General features: G+C 68.1%; 16 protein-coding genes. 8 read left to right on the top strand and 8 right to left on the bottom strand.

The window, feature by feature from the left end; all coding sequences use genetic code 11:
- Positions 1 to 60: 60 nt before the first annotated feature.
- Positions 61 to 1,689, bottom strand: a complete 1,629-nt coding sequence (groL, locus tag AC5RTY_RS16445) for a chaperonin GroEL (protein ID WP_494001781.1) — start codon at positions 1,687 to 1,689, stop codon at positions 61 to 63.
- 394 nt (positions 1,690 to 2,083) lie between these two features.
- Between groL and AC5RTY_RS16440 the strand changes: the two genes are divergently transcribed.
- A complete protein-coding gene (locus tag AC5RTY_RS16440) occupies positions 2,084 to 2,623 on the top strand; it encodes a TM2 domain-containing protein (protein WP_494139947.1) in 540 nt (179 codons plus the stop codon).
- An 82-nt stretch (positions 2,624 to 2,705) separates the two neighbouring features.
- Here AC5RTY_RS16440 and AC5RTY_RS16435 read toward each other — a convergent pair whose 3' ends face one another.
- The 3 genes from AC5RTY_RS16435 to AC5RTY_RS16425 all read right to left on the bottom strand — a co-directional run bounded on the left by AC5RTY_RS16435 (position 2,706) and on the right by AC5RTY_RS16425 (position 4,195).
- Positions 2,706 to 2,912 (bottom strand): cold-shock protein, encoded by a 207-nt coding sequence (locus tag AC5RTY_RS16435; RefSeq protein ID WP_127515201.1) that lies wholly within the window; start codon positions 2,910 to 2,912, stop codon positions 2,706 to 2,708.
- Positions 2,913 to 3,178: 266 nt separating this feature from the next.
- Positions 3,179 to 3,826 (bottom strand): LytR C-terminal domain-containing protein, encoded by a 648-nt coding sequence (locus AC5RTY_RS16430; RefSeq protein ID WP_494139946.1) that lies wholly within the window; start codon positions 3,824 to 3,826, stop codon positions 3,179 to 3,181.
- Positions 3,827 to 3,886: 60 nt separating this feature from the next.
- Positions 3,887 to 4,195: a DUF3263 domain-containing protein gene (locus AC5RTY_RS16425; protein ID WP_127515197.1), complete on the bottom strand. Its 309-nt coding sequence runs from the start codon at positions 4,193 to 4,195 to the stop codon at positions 3,887 to 3,889.
- 168 nt (positions 4,196 to 4,363) lie between these two features.
- On the opposite strand from AC5RTY_RS16425, the gene AC5RTY_RS16420 reads away from it, so the two are divergent.
- Together AC5RTY_RS16420 and AC5RTY_RS16415 are read left to right on the top strand one after the other, a co-directional pair.
- Positions 4,364 to 5,119, top strand: coding sequence for a uracil-DNA glycosylase (locus tag AC5RTY_RS16420; RefSeq protein WP_494073364.1), 756 nt, complete (start codon positions 4,364 to 4,366; stop codon positions 5,117 to 5,119).
- A 297-nt stretch (positions 5,120 to 5,416) separates the two neighbouring features.
- Positions 5,417 to 6,304 carry a siderophore-interacting protein gene (locus tag AC5RTY_RS16415; RefSeq protein ID WP_494073363.1) on the top strand — a complete coding sequence of 296 codons (888 nt, stop codon included), beginning with the start codon at positions 5,417 to 5,419 and terminating at the stop codon, positions 6,302 to 6,304.
- A gap of 94 nt (positions 6,305 to 6,398) precedes the next feature.
- Here AC5RTY_RS16415 and AC5RTY_RS16410 read toward each other — a convergent pair whose 3' ends face one another.
- A complete protein-coding gene (locus tag AC5RTY_RS16410; protein WP_494139945.1) occupies positions 6,399 to 8,027 on the bottom strand; it encodes a threonine/serine exporter family protein in 1,629 nt (542 codons plus the stop codon).
- 138 nt (positions 8,028 to 8,165) lie between these two features.
- Positions 8,166 to 9,692 (bottom strand): sialidase family protein, encoded by a 1,527-nt coding sequence (locus AC5RTY_RS16405; protein WP_494139944.1) that lies wholly within the window; start codon positions 9,690 to 9,692, stop codon positions 8,166 to 8,168.
- Between the two features lie 151 nt (positions 9,693 to 9,843).
- Here AC5RTY_RS16405 and AC5RTY_RS16400 point away from each other — a divergent pair, with 151 nt between their 5' ends.
- The 5 genes from AC5RTY_RS16400 (at position 9,844) to AC5RTY_RS16380 (ending at position 15,461) form a co-directional block, all read left to right on the top strand.
- On the top strand, positions 9,844 to 11,244 hold the full coding sequence (locus tag AC5RTY_RS16400; RefSeq protein WP_494023389.1) for an OFA family MFS transporter: 1,401 nt from the start codon (positions 9,844 to 9,846) through the stop codon (positions 11,242 to 11,244).
- A gap of 1 nt (position 11,245) precedes the next feature.
- Positions 11,246 to 11,347, top strand: a complete 102-nt coding sequence (locus tag AC5RTY_RS16395; protein WP_493968694.1) for an MFS transporter small subunit — start codon at positions 11,246 to 11,248, stop codon at positions 11,345 to 11,347.
- Positions 11,348 to 11,497: 150 nt separating this feature from the next.
- Positions 11,498 to 12,916 carry a lipase maturation factor family protein gene (locus tag AC5RTY_RS16390; protein ID WP_494139943.1) on the top strand — a complete coding sequence of 473 codons (1,419 nt, stop codon included), beginning with the start codon at positions 11,498 to 11,500 and terminating at the stop codon, positions 12,914 to 12,916.
- Positions 12,917 to 12,994: 78 nt separating this feature from the next.
- On the top strand, positions 12,995 to 14,032 hold the full coding sequence (locus AC5RTY_RS16385; RefSeq protein ID WP_494139942.1) for an LLM class flavin-dependent oxidoreductase: 1,038 nt from the start codon (positions 12,995 to 12,997) through the stop codon (positions 14,030 to 14,032).
- A 151-nt stretch (positions 14,033 to 14,183) separates the two neighbouring features.
- Positions 14,184 to 15,461: a CAP domain-containing protein gene (locus tag AC5RTY_RS16380; RefSeq protein WP_494139941.1), complete on the top strand. Its 1,278-nt coding sequence runs from the start codon at positions 14,184 to 14,186 to the stop codon at positions 15,459 to 15,461.
- Positions 15,462 to 15,536: 75 nt separating this feature from the next.
- Here the strand turns inward: AC5RTY_RS16380 and AC5RTY_RS16375 are convergent, their stop codons facing one another.
- Positions 15,537 to 15,701 (bottom strand): hypothetical protein, encoded by a 165-nt coding sequence (locus tag AC5RTY_RS16375; RefSeq protein WP_494073358.1) that lies wholly within the window; start codon positions 15,699 to 15,701, stop codon positions 15,537 to 15,539.
- Positions 15,702 to 15,757: 56 nt separating this feature from the next.
- Entirely contained in the window at positions 15,758 to 16,276 is a 519-nt protein-coding gene (locus AC5RTY_RS16370; RefSeq protein ID WP_494023384.1) for a hemerythrin domain-containing protein, read from the bottom strand.
- Positions 16,277 to 16,398: the final 122 nt, after the last annotated feature.

The following is a 16,398-nucleotide window of genomic DNA, read 5'->3' as shown; positions in this document are numbered from 1 at the left end:
CGGGAACCGCGCCTCGCTGAACCGTGGCCTGCTGTCAGGCCGAGGTTGTGGCGGGGAAGCTTAGAAGCCGCCCATGCCGCCCATCTCGTCGCCGCCCGGCATGGCCGGAGCGGCCTTCTCCGGCTTGTCGGCGACCACGGCTTCGGTGGTCAGGAACAGGCCGGCGATGGAGGCCGCGTTCTGCAGGGCAGAGCGGGTCACCTTGACCGGATCGTTCACGCCCGCAGCCAGCAGGTCCTCGTAGACACCGGTGGCGGCGTTCAGGCCGTGGCCGTCGGCCAGGCCGCGGACCTTGTCGGCCACGACGCCCGGCTCCAGGCCGGCGTTGAGGGCGATCTGCTTCAGCGGAGCGTCGATGGCAACCTTGACGATGTTGGCGCCGGTTGCTTCGTCGCCTTCGAGGTTGAGGTTGGCGAACGCCTTGGCGCCGGCCTGGATCAGGGCCACGCCGCCACCGGCGACGATGCCTTCCTCAACGGCAGCCTTCGCGTTGCGGACAGCGTCCTCGATGCGGTGCTTGCGCTCCTTGAGCTCGACCTCGGTTGCGGCACCGGCCTTGATGACTGCAACGCCGCCGGCCAGCTTGGCCAGGCGCTCCTGCAGCTTCTCGCGGTCGTAGTCGGAATCGGAGTTCTCGATCTCGGCCCGGATCTGGTTGACGCGCCCGGCGATGGCGTCGGCTTCGCCGGCACCTTCGACGATGGTGGTCTCGTCCTTGGTGACAACCACCTTGCGGGCCTGGCCCAGCAGGTCCAGGGTGGCGTTCTCCAGCTTGAGGCCGACCTCTTCGGCGATGACCTGGCCGCCGGTCAGGATGGCGATGTCGGCCAGCATGGCCTTGCGGCGGTCACCGAAGCCCGGAGCCTTGACGGCCACGGACTTGAAGGTGCCGCGCATCTTGTTCACGATCAGGGTGGCCAGGGCCTCGGCCTCGACGTCCTCGGCGATGATCAGCAGCGGCTTGCCCGACTGCATGACCTTCTCCAGGATGCCAACCAGGTCCTTCACGTTGGAGATCTTGGAGTTGACGATCAGGATGTACGGATCCTCGAGGACCGTCTCCTGGCGCTCTGCGTCGGTGACGAAGTATGCGGACAGGTAGCCCTTGTCGAAGCGCATGCCTTCGGTGAGCTCCAGCTCCAGGCCGAAGGTGTTGGACTCCTCGACCGTGACGACGCCTTCCTTGCCCACCTTGTCCAGGGCCTCGGCGATCAGCTCGCCGATCTGCGGATCTCCGGCGGAGATCGACGCGGTAGCGGCGATCTGTTCCTTGGTCTCGATTTCCTTGGCGGAAGCGATGAGCTCGGTGGTGACGGCGTCAACAGCCTTCTCGATGCCGCGCTTCAGGCTCAGCGGGTCGGCGCCGGCAGCAACGTTGCGCAGGCCTTCCTTGACCAGGGCCTGGGCCAGGACGGTGGCGGTGGTGGTGCCGTCACCGGCGACGTCGTCGGTCTTCTTGGCGACTTCCTTGACCAGCTCGGCGCCGATCTTCTCGTACGGGTCGTCCAGCTCGATCTCCTTGGCGATGGAAACACCATCGTTGGTGATCGTGGGGGCGCCCCACTTCTTCTCGAGCACGACGTTGCGGCCACGCGGGCCGAGGGTTACCTTAACGGCGTCAGCGAGGGTGTTGAGTCCGCGCTCGAGGCCGCGGCGGGCCTCTTCGTCAAATGCAATGATCTTTGCCATAGCGGCTTACGTCCCTTCTGGACAATAGACACTGGACGCAGCTTTTGACGGCTGCTGGCCACCTGCGGTGCCCGCGACGGACGGCTCACGACGACGGCGGATTCGGTACGCCGCGCCGCTCACCTCACCGAGGTGGCGGGTTTCACTCCCTACGGGCTTTCTTAGCAGTCAGCCCGCGAGAGTGCTAACTCAATAATTAGCACTCGCAGGTGTCGAGTGCAAGCTGTTGGGCCTGCCGGATGACGCGCTTCTCCGGCCGAGATCCCCCTGAGCACCCCCGGGCCAACAATCAGGGTGGACCCCCATGGAAACGACAGGCCCCTCCCGCGTAGATTGGCAGGCAAGACAGCGCACGCGAACAATCGGCCCGGCACCGGGCAAAGGTCGGAGAACCATGTCTGAATCACCGGACGAGAAGAACACCAGTAACCCCACCGAGCCCCTGGCACCGGGCACCAACCCGACGAGGCCGCTCGGCGGACAGCCGCCGTACGACGGAGCGGGACAGCAATACCCGCAGCCCGGCCAGCCGGGTTACGGGGCTCCGGGGCAACAGCAGCCGGCCCCGGGCCAGCAGCCCTTCGGCCAGCAACCGTACGGCGTCCCGGGACAGCAATACGCTCAGCCCGGCCAGCCGGGGCAGGGCCAGCCGGGCCAGCCCTACGGGCAGCAGCAGTACTACGGTGCTCCCCCGGGCTACTACTATCCGGAACAGAAGTCCCGGCTGATCGGCGGGCTGCTCGGCATCCTGCTGGGCGGCCTGGGCGTCCACCGGTTCTATCTGGGCCACGTCGCCATCGGCGTGGTGCAGATTGTCGTCACGTTCCTGACGTTTGGTTTCGGCGCCGTCTGGGGGTTCGTCGAGGGCATCATGATCCTGGTCGGGGCAGAGCCGTTCAAGCGCGACGCCCGCGGGATCCCGCTCAAGGAGTAGCCCGACCGGCGCGACGAACCGGCGCGACGAAACCGGCGGCGGAGGCACCCCAGCCTCCGCCGCTGTCGTCATTGCGGGTCTGCTACGGGGCGACCCGGACCTCTTCTGCCTGCGGACCCTTCTGGCCCTGGCCGATCTGGAACTCTACGCGCTGCCCCTCATCGAGGGAACGGTAACCATCCATTTGAATAGCGGACCAGTGGACAAAAACATCGGAATTTTCTTCGTCCACGGTGATGAAGCCGTAGCCCTTTTCCGCGTTGAACCATTTGACGGTTCCCAGCGCCATAGCGTTCTCCATACTCAGTAGTTCCAGCCTGCCGTGTACGGTTCAGCGGCAGGATGGTTTCACCTTAACCGCGCAGCGGGGTGAAGTGAGCTACCGCACACCTAAATGTTATTGAGGCGTAACCGAAATTCCGCTTGGAGGCCGCTCCGCATGGGTAATGGCGCTACGGGCAGTTGGCGGCCCGGCCGGCGCGCAATCCCGGCGCATGGCCTATTGGGGGTCCGGCCTGGCGAATGCCACAGTGGCGGTCCGGCGAGGAGAATGCCTTACTGGTAGCCGGGCCCCAGCGCCACGGTGACGTACTGCGAGACGTTGCCGTTTTCCTGCATCGCACTGATGCCCAGCAATTGTCCGAGGGCCCGCGCGTTGGCTTCCTGGCCCGGGTTGTAGAAGATCACCGAGCCAGCGAGCGGGGCGCCGCCCCAGTTGTCCACGACCGCGATCGACCAGCCGTCCGCCTGCACCCGCTGCGACACGGTTCCGGCCAGCCCGGTCACGCCGGTGCCGTTGAGGATCATCACCGGGTCCTGCTTGTTGACCGCCGCGGCCTCTTCCGTGGGTTCCTCGGTCTGCTCCTCGGTCGGCTCCTCGGTGGGCTCTTCCGTTGCCTCCTCGGTCGGCTTCGCGGTGGCGGTCGCTTCCGGCTCGGCGGTTTCGGTTTCCTGCGTTGTTGGCGTGGGCGAAACGCTGGCCGCGGGGGCGGCCTGGCCGGCGGCCGTGGTCGAAGATCCCCCGCCTCCCAGCAGCGGAAGCACGAAGAACGACAGGGCGCCAACCGCCAGCGCCAGTACCGCGGCCAGGACGATCAGGCCCAGGCCGTTGGACTTCGGCGTCGCCATCCGTGCGCGGTGCACACCGTGGCGGTCTGAAGTTTCGGGGACCTGGTCGAACTCATCCCGGGGGTACTTGCTCATCGCTTTCAGTGCATCCTTGTGGTGGCGAAACGGAAACCGGCCTACCAGGCCGTCCCGGTTCTAGGCGTCGGTGCCCAGCCGGCGAGCAGTGCGCGCGCGCTGGCGGGACGTACGTAGTCTACGCAATCTCTTCACCAGCATCGGATCGTGCGCCAACGCATCCTCGGTGTCGATCAACGCATTCAGGATCTGGTAGTAGTGCGTGGCGGACATGTCGAACAGTTCGCGGATGGCCTGCTCCTTGGCTCCGGCGTACTTCCACCACTGCCGCTCCAGGGCCAGCATGCGCTGGTCGCGCTCGCTCAGCGGGCTGGCATCGTCAACCTCGGCCTCGAGTGAAAAGGCACTGGCCTCGGCCGAACCCGCCACAACACACCTGCGCTTCCTAGTACTTGCTGACAGCAATCAATACCTCCCCCATGATAAAGGCGAATCACAGGCATGTCATTCACCGCCCCGGCCGGTCCCGCACGGCCCGGAGGGCGGCGTGCGCGACCTGATTGCCTGCCGGCGGGTGGTTTCCGCAAAGATGGAACTGTGAACTACGACGACGGTGCCCTCTTTCCCCTGCCAGCCCACCCGCCTGCCGCGGACCTTGGCGCCCCGTACCCGTTTGCCTCGCCGCGGGAGCTCTCCGCCGTGATTCATCCCGAGTGGGCCGAGGTGCTTGCTCCCGCCGAACCCCTGCTCTGGGACCTGGCCTCCTACCTCGACGGCGAGCGCGCCGCCGGAAAGACCTTGCTGCCCGCGCCGGCCAACGTGTTGAGGGCGTTCCAGCGGCCGCTGTCCAAGGTCAAGGTCCTGATCGTGGGACAGGACCCCTATCCCACGCCGGGACACTCGATCGGACTGGCCTTCGCCGTCGAACGGCACGTGCGCCCGCTGCCGCGCAGCCTGGCGAACATCTACCGGGAACTGCAGATGGATCTGGGCATCCGGCCGCCCCAGCACGGCGACCTGAGCGCCTGGAGCGACCAAGGCGTGCTGTTGCTTAACCGCGCACTGACCGTGGAGGCGGGCAAGGCCGGCTCCCACCGCAACAAGGGGTGGGAGCAGGTCACCGAACTCGCGGTCCGGGCGCTGGCCCAGCGCGGCGGCCCGCTGGTGGCACTGCTCTGGGGCCGCGAAGCCCAGCAGTTGGCTCCGGTACTGGAGCAGGTGCCGCGGATCGAGACGGTCCACCCCAGCCCCCTGTCGGCCTCCCGCGGATTCTTTGGGTCGCGGCCCTTCAGCCGGGTTAACGAACTGCTGGCCGCCCAGGGCGCCGAACCCGTGCACTGGGAGCTGCGCTGAGCCGGGCCTGGGCGACGTGGACGGCCGACTGGCAGACGCCGGAACGTTTTGTCCATGTTTTGCGCGCGGCTCCGGCGTCGCCGCAGGTCAAGGCCTTAACGGTTTCCAAGACATGGACAGTTTCGGCCAAACGTGGACAGCCGGGACCTTGCCTGGACCGCTGAGGCCAAGCGGTTCGCGGTGAGGTCCGCGTGTTCCTGGGCGCGCGTGACCTTTAACATCCGCAAATTGGGATTACCCGACCGGTGGATTAGGTTCTCCTCAGTAGCAGTTTCCCTTCGTCAGGAGTAGTGCAGGATGCAGACACAACCGGCAGCAGCCCCCGCCCGTGCGGGACGGAGCGCTCGGCCGCCGCGGGTGCAGACGAATCTCCAGGTGACGCGCACCGAGTGGATTTCACAGCACATGGTCCGGGTCTACGCCGGCGGCGAGGCGTTCGATTCGTTCGCCGAACGGTTTGCCGCCAAGGACGCCACCGACCAATACATCAAGATCATCTTCCTGGACCCCGCGCTCGATGTGGAACTGCCGGTCAACGTCGCGGAGCTGAAGGAAACCCTCCCGGCCGACAAGCTGCCCGTCACCCGCACCTACACCGTGCGCCGGCTGGACCGCGACACCCGCGAGGTAGTGGTCGACTTTGTGGTCCACGGCGACGAAGGCCTCGCCGGACCCTGGGCCGCGCGGGCCAAGCCGGGCGACTGGATGATGTTCAACGGACCCGGTGGCGCGTACCGGCCCGATCCCGACGCAGACTGGTACCTTTTGGCCGGCGACGACGCGGCGCTGCCGGCAGTTGCCGCCGCCATTGAGGCACTGGCTCCGGACGCGCGCGGCCATGCCTTCCTGGAAGTGGATTCCGAGGCGGACGTGCAGGAGCTGGGCGCTCCGGCCAACCTGGAAGTCCACTGGCTGTTCCGGCGCGGCCAAACGCCCGGGACCGCTACCCTGCTGCGCGACGCCATAGCCGGCCTGGACTGGCCCGACGGCCGCGTGGATGCATTCGTCCACGGCGAGCGCGACGAGGTGAAGTCCCTGCGCGATGTCCTGTTCAAGGACCACGGGTTGTCCCGCGATCAGGTCTCCATCTCGGGTTACTGGGCCTACGGCCGGGCCGAAGACGCCTTCCAGGCGGAGAAGCGCACGCCGGCGGGCCAGATCTTCCCGGAGAACTACCCGGCCTGAGCCCGCATCATCCGGGGCTCCCTGCGACGATCCGACGCCCACCCCGGCCCCCGGTGCAGGGCAACCCATCCCGCACCCGGTGGATCCGGCGTCCTTAGCGGCGCCGGGCCCGCCGGTTTTCGTTCGAGCCCAGCCCCTTGGTGAACGGCCGGGCCAGGTTGTCGCCGAGCACGGTACCGCCGGCGATGGCCAGGATCACCGTCAGCGCACCGAACAGCCCCAGGATGCCGTTGAACGGCGCCTCCGAGTTGACGGTCAGCTCGAAGATCGACCGGAACACGGACAGCCCGGGCAGCAGGAACAGCACGGCCGGCACCGCCACCACCAGCTGCGGCGAGCCCATCCGCAGGCCCACGATGCGCCCGAGGAACCCGATCACCACGGCCCCGACGGCCGGGCCGATCCGGTCGCCGATCCCCGCCCACACCGCGAGATCGTAGATCAACAGCCCGACCAGCCCGACGGCGGCCGTGGGCAGCAGCATGTTCAGCTTGGTCTGCTCGGTCATGCTGAGGGCAATGGTTGACACGACGAGCAGCAGCGCCCGCACCACGTAGGGGTACTGGCCCTGGCCCTCCACAAAGACTTCGGGCAGGCTGACGCCGAGCATCGAGCCGCCCACCAGCCCCACGGCGACGCCGGCGGCAATCGCAGCGAAGGTAAAGAAGGCCGAGAGATAGCGTCCCGACGCGGTGACCGGGAAGCCGTTGATCGCATCCTGGGTGGCGGAGACCAGCCGACCGGTCGGCAGGAGGAACAGGATGCCGCCGGCGATCACCAGCGACGGGCTCATCGGCACGTGCAGCGTCCAGAACAGCAGCGCCATGACGGTGGCCAGGCAGGCGCCGATGCCGGTGATGAAGAAGTCCGGCATCCGCCATTTGCTCAGCTTCCGCCCGACCAAACCCATCAGCACGGTGGAGATGCCGCCCACCAGGGCCGCGAAGACGCTGCCGCCGAGGAAGGCAATGATGAAGCCGGAGAACACGCCGCCGGCCGCGATGGCCATCCACCGGGCGAAGGGCTTGGGGCGCGAGGTAATCTCCTGCAGCCGTTCCTTCGCCTCGCTGCGCCCCACCCCGCCGTTGACGATGTCGGTGACCAGTTCGTGCACCAGGGACAGGCCGGCGTAGTTGTTGGTCCAGGACCGCACCACCCGCATCACGGTAATGGGAATCGTGTCCGGTTTGGCGTAGTTGATCACCACGGACTGGTTGGTGATGTCCACGTCGATGTCGCTGAGCCCGAAGGCCGCGGTCACGGCGATGATGCTGGTTTCCACCTCCAGCGCGCCGGCCCCGTAGCGGAACATGGTTTCCGCCACGTCCAGGGCAAAGTCCAGCGTGATGCGGGCGGAGGCATCGACCCCGGCCGTCTGGATCATCGGGTTCGCGTAGGGGCTGCCGGCCAGCCTCTCGACGATGCTCATCGGCGCGGTGGGCGGCGCCTCGCCCTGCACGAGCTTGCGCAGCATCCGTCGGGCCGCCGCGTTCGAGCGCGAGGCTGCCGCGGAGGCGGGCAGCGGCGCGGTGCCGCTGGGAACGGGCTTGACCTGCTTGGCTACCGGCCGGTCCGTCGGACGTGGCACCGGAGGGTGGGTGCCCTGGGGCCCAGCGGCCGAACCGGCGCGTCCGGTGCCGGAGCCGCGGCCGGCGTCGTTGGCCGGGATGTTTTTCGGCTTGATGATCGGCAGCATTCCCGCCTGCGGAGTCATGGGTGACATGGATTCCTGGTCTGGGTCCTTGTCCTGCAATCCCTCTCCGTTCTGCGTCTCCGCCACCGCCGGGCGGCGCTCGTTGATCCCGGGTTAAATCCTTGCACACCTCGCCGGGAGGGCGCCGGGATGGTGCCGAGGCGCGCGTCACGTCTCGCGGATTTCACCGCTGACGACGTCGATGCTGAACTCCCGCGTGCGGCTCGCCACCGGGGCACCGCCGGGAGGTTCGTCCGCCGGGACCGCGGTGCAGGAGAAGGAAACGGTCAGGCCTCCGGCCGCCACGTCCGCGCGCGTCACCGTGCGGACAGGATGGAGGTAGCGGGCTTCTCCGCCGGGGCCCAGGTCCTGGGGCGGAAAATCCGCGGCGTTGTCGAACCCGCCGGCCAGGCTCACCCTCAGGTGCTGCGGTCCCAGCATCTTTGCCCGCCCGGCAAAGACCAGCACGTCCCCGGCGCGGTGGCCGGGCGCCGGCCCGCCCCCGGCCGGGCTGCGGACCTCCTCCAGCACCATGTCGAACCGCAGCGGGTAGTCCTTGGGCACCGGCAGCGGCCCGGTCACCGGGCCCGGCCCTGCCGCGTCTTCGTCCCGGGCCGTGACGGCCCCGCGCGGCCAGGCCGCCAGCAGCCGCCCCGGATCTGCGGTGGCATAGACGATTTCGCGTCCGCCCTGCCGCTGGTACAGCACCCCGATGCGGCCGTCCGGCAGCCGCACCGCGGCCGGCCCGCTGGCACCGCTCCCGTAAACGGTGAGCTTGTGCGGCCACGAGTGCCCGTTGTCCCGCGAGAGGCTGAGTACCACGTTGCGGGGCAGCAGCGGGTCCTGGCAGTTGGCGGCCAGCAGCCAGCGGTCGCTGGCCGGTGCGGCCAGCCCGCCCACGGCCGGCAGCCCGTCGAAGCGGACCAGGGAGCCGCTGCGCCCGGGATCGGACAGTTCGTCGACCGGCTGCAGCGGCCCGTAGCTGTGCCCGCCGTCGTCCGAGACCGCGGCCATCCGCCGGGGAGCAGCCCAGGTATGCAGCAGTACCCGGCCGTCGGTCAGGCAGACGGCGGCACCCCCGCCGTCCTCCGCGGCCGAGCCGGAGTCCTGCGCCGGCAGCGGCTTTCCCAAGGTCCAGGTGTCCCCGTGGTCGTCGCTGTAGCAGGAGGCGGCCCCCGCGCCCGCGCCCTCGGCCATCACCGCGAACTGCACCAGCAACCGCCCGGCGTAGCGGCCGGCGTGCACGCCGGTGCCTGGCCCGGCAGCGGCGAGCCGCGTGATCGCGTCCGAGGCAGGCCGCGGGGCGACCGACCGGTGCTGCCAGGTGGCGCCGTCGTCGTCGGAAGACAACAGTTCGAAGCGCCGTGCCGTGGCCGCGGGGTCCGGCCCCGCTTCGCCGCCTCCGGCCGCTGCGACGAAGGCCAGGAAAATCCGCCCGGTTGCGGCGTCGGAGAACAGTCCCGGCCGGCCCGCCGCGTGTCCGGACGTGTCCGCCCACGCCACCTGCTGCGGTTCCCAGGTCGCGCCGCCGTCGAAACTGCGGCGCAGCAGCAGGTCGCCGGTCGCAGGCGGCCGGCCCTGCCTTCCCATCCCTGCATAGGCGACGACGGCGCTGCCCGCCGGGGTCACGGCGAGCGCCGGAGCCCGGTACTGCCGGTAGCCCTCCACGCCCCGAACGGCGAGGACCTGTTCCATTCCTCCACCGTACCGGCCGCGGCGCCCCGAGGGCAGTGCCGGACGACACGCCGGATCAATCCGGTTGCCTGGCCCAACCATCGGCCACTATGTGAACTGAAGCACACGTTGCAGTTCTGCTCGCACCCCTCTCTTGAAAGGACGCCCGACGATGAGTTGGTTGGACCGATCGCATACGATCGCCCCTCCGGGCTTTAACCGCTGGCTGATTCCGCCGGCGGCGCTGGCCGTGCATTTGTGTATCGGCCAGGCCTACGCGACCAGTGTGTACAAGAACGCCCTGGTCGCCCACTTCGACGTCAGCCTGACCGAGATCGGCATCATCTTCTCCATCGCCATGGTGATGCTTGGGCTCTCCGCCGCCGTCATGGGCACCTGGGTGGACCGCAACGGTCCGCGCATGGCGATGTTCACCTCCGCGGTGTTTTGGAGCTCCGGCTTCCTGGTCGGCTCGATGGGCATCTTCACCGAACAACTCTGGCTGGTCTACTTGGGCTATGGCGTGATCGGCGGCATCGGCCTGGGCATCGGCTACATCTCCCCCGTATCCACCCTGATCAAGTGGTTCCCGGACCGCCCCGGCCTGGCCACCGGCATGGCGATCATGGGCTTTGGCGGCGGCGCGCTGATCGCCAGCCCGGTCTCCACTGCACTGCTGCAGTTCTACGACCCCAGTTTCGACGGGACCCCGGGCTGGGTGGCCAGCGGCGACGCCGTCGGCAAGCTGTTCCTGACCCTGGCCGTGGTGTACCTGGCCTACATGCTGTTCGGTGCCTTCACGATCAAGGTTCCGGCGGACGGCTGGAAGCCCGAAGGCTTCGACGCCTCGAAGGTCAAGGCCAAGGCCCTGGTCACCACGGCGAACGTCTCGGCGAAGAATGCCATCAAGACCCGCCAGTTCTGGCTGGTCTGGGTCGCCCTGTTCTGCAACGTCACGGCAGGCATCGGCATCCTGGAGCAGGCCTCCCCGATGATCCAGGACTTCTTCCGCCAGCCCGACGGCGTTTCGCTGGTGTCCGCGGGCGTTGCGGCCGGATTCGTGGGGCTGCTCTCGATCGCGAACATGGGCGGCCGGTTTGTCTGGTCCACCACCTCCGACTACCTGGGCCGCAAGAACAACTACATGCTGTACCTGGGCGTGGGCGCCGCCCTGTACGTGGTGCTCGCCCTGTTCGGCTACACCTCCACCGGGCTGTACGTGCTGCTGGCGGCCGTCATCATCAGCTTCTACGGCGGCGGCTTCGCCACCGTGCCGGCCTACCTGCGCGACCTGTTCGGCACCTTCCAGGTGGGCGCCATCCACGGCCGCCTGCTCACGGCCTGGTCCGCCGCCGGCATCGCCGGGCCGTTGATCGTCAACGCCTTCCTGGATGCCCAGGGCAAGCCGGGCGAGCTGACGGCGCAGGCCTACCAGCCGGCCCTGCTCACCATGGTGGGCCTGCTGGTCATCGGCTTCATTGCCAACCTGATGGTCAAGCCGGTGGACAGCAAGTACCACGAGGCACCCGCCAGAGATGCCGGCGAAGCCGCGATGGCCGGAAAGGAGGCCTGAGATGAAGAAAGCACAAGTAGCCCTCGGCTGGGTGCTGGTCGGCGTGCCGCTGCTCTACGGCGTCAGCCAGACGCTGCTGAAGGTCTCCGCGCTCTTCGGCTGACCCAACTGCGCACCTACCCCACTGCGCACTCACCCCGCATCACCGCTTCGCCGGCCCACCTGGTGAAGCTCAACCCCCGGCAGGCCCGGCTCCTTCGAGCCGGGCCTGTTGCTTGACAGCGGACCGGCCGGTCGTAGCGTTGGACATGCCATGGAATGGTTCAGTGCCGAGGGGTTCGAGTTGGCGCGGCAGGTGCTGCAGCGGGGCATCGCCGCGGTGTTCCTGATCGCCTTCGCCTCGGCTCTGGCCCAGTTCCCGGCCCTGCTGGGCGAACACGGGCTGCTGCCCGTGCCCCGGTTGCTGGAGCGAAGAACCCCGCGCGGCTTCACCCTCTTCCGCTGGGGATACACGGACCGCCGGCTGCGGGCGGTGGCCTGGGCCGGCGTCGTCATCGCAGCCCTGGTGGTGGCCGGGCTGCCGCAGCTGGGGCCGCCGTGGCTGCCGATGATCGCGTTCCTGGCCCTGTGGTTCCTGTACATGTCCATCGTGAACGTGGGCCAGACGTTCTACGGCTTCGGCTGGGAGACGCTGCTGCTCGAGGCCGGCTTCCTTGCCGCCTTCCTGGGCTCGGACCGGGTGGCGCCGCCGGCCCCGGTGCTGTGGCTGTTCATCTGGCTGGTGTTCCGGCTGGAGTTCGGCGCCGGCATGATCAAGATGCGCGGCGACCCGGTCTGGCGCGACCTGACCGCCCTGTACTACCACCACGAGACCCAGCCGATGCCCAATCCGGCCAGCTGGTTTTTCCACCACCTGCCCAAGCCGCTGCACAAGGTGGAGGTGGCCGGCAACCACTTTGCCCAGCTGGTGGTGCCGTTCTTCCTGTTTTTCCCGCAGCCGGTGGGCAGCATGGCGGCCGCGGTCGTGATCGTCACGCAGCTGTGGCTGGTGGCGTCGGGCAACTTCGCCTGGCTGAACACCCTGACCATCCTGCTCGCCTTCGCGGCGGTGTCCGACGACGCGGTGCAGGCCATCCTGCCGGTGGGTGACTTCACGCCGGAGTACCGGCAGGAACCGGTGTGGTTCACCGTTGTGGTGCTCGCGGTGTGCGCCCTGCTGGTGTACCTGAGCTATTGGCCGTTGAAGAACCTGTTCAGCCGGCACCAGCTGATGAACGCCAGTTTCAACAGCTGGCACCTGGCCAATGCCTACGGCGCCTTCGGCTCCATCACGCGGGAGCGTTACGAAGTGGCCGTGGAAGGGTCCGCCGACGGCGTCCACTGGCGCGAGTACGGGTTCAGGGGCAAGCCCGGAGACCCGCAGCGGATGCCGCGGCAGTACGCGCCCTACCACTTGAGGCTCGACTGGCTGATGTGGTTCCTGGCGCTGGGCTCCCGCGGCGAAAACTGGTTCATCCCGCTGCTGGTGCGGCTGCTGGAAGCCGACAAGGCCACGCTGAAGCTGCTCAGGCACGATCCATTCGACGGTGTACGGCCGCTCTACGTGCGCGCGACGCTCTACCACTACCGGTTTTCCACGTGGGCAGAAAAACGAAGCACCGGCCAATGGTGGATCCGGCGGGAGTCCGGCCAACTGGTCCCCCCGCTCTCCCGCCCGGGCGCCGCGGAATAACCCGGGCCGGCCCGCGGTTGCCGCCAGTAGACACCATGCATATGCATATATGCCTTACCCATGAAAGGCGGCCACCGCGTGGCACAGACAATCGAACTCGGGCTGGACACCTTCGGAGACGTCACCACCGGAGCCGACGGCGAGCTCCTGCCGCACGATGAGGTCATTCGGAACGTGATCGACGAAGCCAAGCTGGCCGACGAGGTCGGCTTGGACTTCATCGGCATCGGCGAACACCACCGCGAAGACTTCGCCGTGTCCGCCCCCGACGTGGTGCTGGCCGCGATCGCCGGCCAGACCAGCCGCATCCGCCTGGGCTCGGCCGTGACCGTGCTCAGCTCCGACGACCCGGTCCGGGTGTTCCAGCGCTTCTCCACGCTGGACGCCGCCTCGAACGGCCGCGCCGAAGTCATCCTGGGCCGCGGCTCGTTCACGGAGTCCTTCCCGCTGTTCGGCCTGGACCTGGCCGACTACGACGTCCTCTTCGACGAGAAGCTCCACCTCTTCACCGAACTGCTCAAGGAAGAGCCCGTCACCTGGGCCGGCCGCACCCGGCCGCGGCTGGACAACAAGCGGATCTACCCGCCCACGGCCTCCGGCAGCCTGAAAACCTGGATCGCCGTCGGCGGCACCCCGCAGTCGGTGGTCCGCGCGGCCCACTACGGCCTGCCGCTGATGCTGGCCATCATCGGCGGGGCGCCGATGAACTTCGCCCCCTTCACCGAGCTCTACCAGCGTGCGCTGGACCAGTTTGAAAAGCCGGCGCTGCCCGTCGGAGCGCACTCCCCCGGCTACATCGCGGACACGGACGAGCAGGCCCGCGAGGAGATGTGGCTGCCGTATGCGGACATGCAGGAGCGGATCGGCCGCGAGCGCGGCTGGAGCCGGATGACCCGCGGCCAGTTCGAGGCCGAGGCCGGCCCGGACGGCGCCCTGTTCGTCGGCTCCCCGGAGACCGTGGCCACCAAGATCGTGAAGGTCGCCAAGGGCCTGGGCCTGTCCCGCTGGGACATGAAGTACAGCCTGGGCACCCTCCCGCACGGGAAGCTGATGAACTCCATCGAGCTCTACGGCACCAAGGTGGCGCCGCTGGTGCGGGAGCGGTTGGCGGAGTAGCCGCCGGACGGGCGGGGCCGGCGCGCGTCAGCGTTCGTCGTCGTGCTCGCCTTGGTGTTAATTTGGGGCGGGCGTCATTTTCTTTGCGCGCGGGACGCTCGCCAGGGTCTCACCATCGTGGTTTTATCGTTCAACCCGTACCCTGAATGATGTGCGCGTTCTTGTGAAACCTTTTATTGCCATCATCTTGCTGCTCGCCCTCGCTTTCGCGGGGGTGGCCCCGGCTTCGGCGGTCACCAGGAACGCGCAGGATCCGTTCGTGGCCGAGGTGCTGCGGCTGACCAACCTTTACCGCGCGCAGAACGGCCTCTCGCCCGTGGTCTGGAACCAGAACGTCGGCAATGTCGCGCAGCAGTGGTCCGAGGAGCTGAACACGCGGATCAACAAGAACACGCTGGACATGAACAAGATCCATCGCCCGGGCTACGGCAGCAAGGAAATCCCGCACGGTTTCGACTGGTACACCGAGAACATCGCCATCAACAACTCCGCCCGCGAGGTGGTGGACTGGTGGATGAACTCCCCCGCGCACCGCGCCGGCCTGCTCAGCCCGAACGCCACGGACATCGGCGTGGGGTATATGAAGACCACGCACAAGGACTGGTACGGGATGTACGTCGCGGTGGCGAACATGGCCGGCTACGCAACCACCCGGGCAACGCTGCCCCCGCATCCGGGCATGGTCCGCGCCAGCTTTCAGCACGGCGACGTCGCGGCCATCGACTCCGCGGGGAACCTCTACGCCTACGACTCGGCCAAGGGCCACGACCTTTACAAGCGCCGGCTTGTGGCGAGCGGGTTCAAGGGAGTGTCACAGGTGCAGGTGGCCGACTGGAACGCCGACGGCGTGCTCGATGTGGTGGTGCGGTGGAAGTCCGGCAAACTGACGGCTCACTTCGGCAAGCCGGACGGCGGACTGGAAAGTGCCGCCACCATCGGATCCAGCGGGTGGGGAAACTACGACGTCACCGTTACCGCGTGGAAACAGACCGACCCCTACCCTGCGCTGCTGGCCCGCAACACCGACACCGGCCGGCTCTACTACTATCCGAACCCGGCCGGACTCAATCACGGCAGCCGCACGCTGCTGGGCACCGGCTGGAAGTCCCTGCCGATCTTCACGGCCGACATCGACGGCGACGCCAAGATGGACGTCGTCGCCAAGACACCCCAGGGCCAGCTCAAGCTGTACCGGTCCAACGGCGCCGGCAAGTTCATTTCCGAGACCAGACGGATCATCGGCTCCTCGGGCTGGAACGCGATGACGCATCTGTCCCTGATCCGGGACCATCTGGGCGACGGAAAGCAAGGCGTACTGGCCCGCGACTCCCGCGGCAATCTGTACCACTACCCGGTGCTGATCAACAAGCTTGGCTCGCGGGCCGTCATCGGCGTCGGCGGCTGGCAAACCCTGATCATCGGCAGCTGACGCCGAGCGCCCGAGGACTGAGGACCGGCTGCGCCCAGCCGTGCTCCTGACCGGCGGGCGCCGGGGCGGCCCGGGCTACTCTTCCCCGCCCAGGAGCTGCTCCCCTTCCGGCCCGGCACCGTCGTTGTCAGCCGGCAGGTTTTCTTCGAGGTCCCGGTCGATCTCCGATCCGGGTTCGATGACGATGCCGTCTTCGTTCTGCGGGATGTCCGGATCCAGTTCCGGGCGGTCTTCGCTCACAGCATTGCTCCCTTCACCGTCGCTTACGTGTTGGCTCCTCAGCCGCCGGCATGCCCTCACCCGTGGGCGCGCTTGTTCTCGTCCGGCGCGTGCACGTGCGTGCCGCCGACGAGTTCCACCAGGCCCTCCACCGCCGAGGACAAGGACAGATCCGGAGTCCGGGCAATGAAAGGCACCAGCAGCCTGTTCTCCTTCTCGATGTGCAGTGCGAACACGCTGCACATCGAGGCGGCCACCGTGGCCGTCTCCATTCCTTCGGCGCCCCTGAGTTCGTCCAGCAGCGAGGCCAGCGCGGTATGGTCGGCCAGCAGCGACTCCACCAGGAGCCGGGCTTCCCCGGTCGCCCCGGCCGGCCCGTACAGTTGGGCTTCTTCCAACTCGACGTGCGGCAACATCTCCCGTTCGCCCCACTCCAGCAGTATGCCGTGCGCGTTGTAGACGGTGTCTTCGTCTCCGGTGTCGAGGGCCCGGGTGAGCTCCGCCGTCGTCGCCTGCAGCCGGGCCAGCATCTCCCTGTGGTGGCGAACGACGGCGGCCGCGGCCGCGTTCTCTGCCTCGACATTGCTGTCGGTCACCGCATGCTCCTCGGGTCGAGGTGGGGCCGCCTGCAGGCGGACCGGGTCTGTCCATTGTCGACGCGGGCAGGCGGGCTGTCGAGGGTCAGGCCGCCCCAGCCACCCGGTGCCCAAGGGCTGCC

Source organism: Arthrobacter sp. Y3224055 (assembly GCF_059090825.1).
This window is presented reverse-complemented; position numbering and strand designations above follow the sequence as displayed.

Bases quoted from the DNA above. Each gene is read 5' to 3' on its own strand.
- groL (WP_494001781.1), bottom strand. From the start codon at position 1,689: ATGGCAAAGATCATTGCATTTGACGAAGAGGCCCGCCGCGGCCTCGAG.
- AC5RTY_RS16440 (WP_494139947.1), top strand. From the start codon at position 2,084: ATGTCTGAATCACCGGACGAGAAGAACACCAGTAACCCCACCGAGCCC.
- AC5RTY_RS16435 (WP_127515201.1), bottom strand. From the start codon at position 2,912: ATGGCGCTGGGAACCGTCAAATGGTTCAACGCGGAAAAGGGCTACGGC.
- AC5RTY_RS16430 (WP_494139946.1), bottom strand. From the start codon at position 3,826: ATGAGCAAGTACCCCCGGGATGAGTTCGACCAGGTCCCCGAAACTTCA.
- AC5RTY_RS16415 (WP_494073363.1), top strand. From the start codon at position 5,417: ATGCAGACACAACCGGCAGCAGCCCCCGCCCGTGCGGGACGGAGCGCT.
- AC5RTY_RS16410 (WP_494139945.1), bottom strand. From the start codon at position 8,027: ATGTCACCCATGACTCCGCAGGCGGGAATGCTGCCGATCATCAAGCCG.
- AC5RTY_RS16405 (WP_494139944.1), bottom strand. From the start codon at position 9,692: ATGGAACAGGTCCTCGCCGTTCGGGGCGTGGAGGGCTACCGGCAGTAC.
- AC5RTY_RS16400 (WP_494023389.1), top strand. From the start codon at position 9,844: ATGAGTTGGTTGGACCGATCGCATACGATCGCCCCTCCGGGCTTTAAC.
- AC5RTY_RS16395 (WP_493968694.1), top strand. From the start codon at position 11,246: ATGAAGAAAGCACAAGTAGCCCTCGGCTGGGTGCTGGTCGGCGTGCCG.
- AC5RTY_RS16390 (WP_494139943.1), top strand. From the start codon at position 11,498: ATGGAATGGTTCAGTGCCGAGGGGTTCGAGTTGGCGCGGCAGGTGCTG.